The sequence below is a fragment of the Methylobacterium sp. WL103 genome (assembly GCF_008039885.1).
Classification (GTDB): Bacteria; Pseudomonadota; Alphaproteobacteria; order Rhizobiales; family Beijerinckiaceae; genus Methylobacterium; species Methylobacterium cerastii.
This window is the reverse complement of record NZ_VRUX01000988.1, coordinates 1-998: the sequence shown is the minus strand read 5'-3', so window position 1 is coordinate 998 and position 998 is coordinate 1. Positions and strand designations below refer to the sequence as shown.

Annotated in this window: 1 protein-coding gene; it reads left to right on the top strand. The window is 63.7% G+C overall.

What is annotated here, in order from left to right; translation table 11 throughout:
* Nucleotides 1-56 precede the first annotated feature (56 nt).
* The coding region (locus tag FV222_RS27240; protein ID WP_147816252.1) for an IS481 family transposase at nucleotides 57-998 on the top strand (942 nt) is incomplete at its 3' end.

Genomic DNA, 998 nt, shown 5'->3' with positions numbered 1-998 from the left:
TGTTTGATCCCAGGGTTTGATGGTGCAGTCTTCACGTCGGAGTGGAGGGATGAGCTATGGGCCAAGTTCTTCACGGCAGCGCCACGACGACTGAGGCGATCCGTCGAGCGATCCAGCATAGTCAAGCGAGCCTGAGGGCCCTCTCGAAGCGCTACGGGATCAACCAGAAGACGGTCGCCAAGTGGCGGCAGCGGACCTCGGTCGCCGACCAGCGCACGGGGCCGAAGGATCCTCGCTCGACGGTGTTGTCACCCGAGCAGGAAGCGATTGTCGTCGCCTTTCGTCGTCACACGCTCCTGCCCCTCGACGACTGCCTCTACGCGCTCCAGGCCACGATCCCGCACCTGACCCGCTCGTCGCTGCATCGTTGCCTGCAGCGCCACGGCATCAGCCGATTGCCGGAGGTCGACGGCGACAAGCCCAAGCGCTCGCGCTTCAAGGCCTACCCGCTCGGCTACTTCCACATTGATCTGGCCGAGGTTCACACGGCGGAAGGGCGGCTCTACCTGCTCGTCGCCATCGACCGCACGACCAAGTTCGCCTTCGTTGAGCTTCATGAGAAGGCGACACGGCGGGTTGCGGGTGACTTCCTCCGCCATCTCATCGAGGCCGTGCCCTACAAGGTGCACACGGTGCTCACCGACAACGGCACCCACTTCACGACACCCGGCAACGTTGCCTCGGCCGCATCCATCATCAAGGAGGCGATCGAGGCCGGAGAGACCTTCCGAGCCCACAGCTTTGAGTCCGCCTGCGCCCGAAACGATATCGACCATCGCCTGACCAAGCCGCGCCATCCCTGGACCAACGGTCAGGTCGAGCGAATGAACCGCACGATCAAGGACGCGACGGTCAAGCGTTACCACTATGACAGCTACGACAAGCTCCGCGCCCATCTGGCCGACTTCGTCAGCGCCTACAATTTTGGCCGCCGCCTGAAGACCCTGCGGGGTCTCACGCCCTACGAGGCCATCTGCAAAGCATGGTCCGCCGAGCCC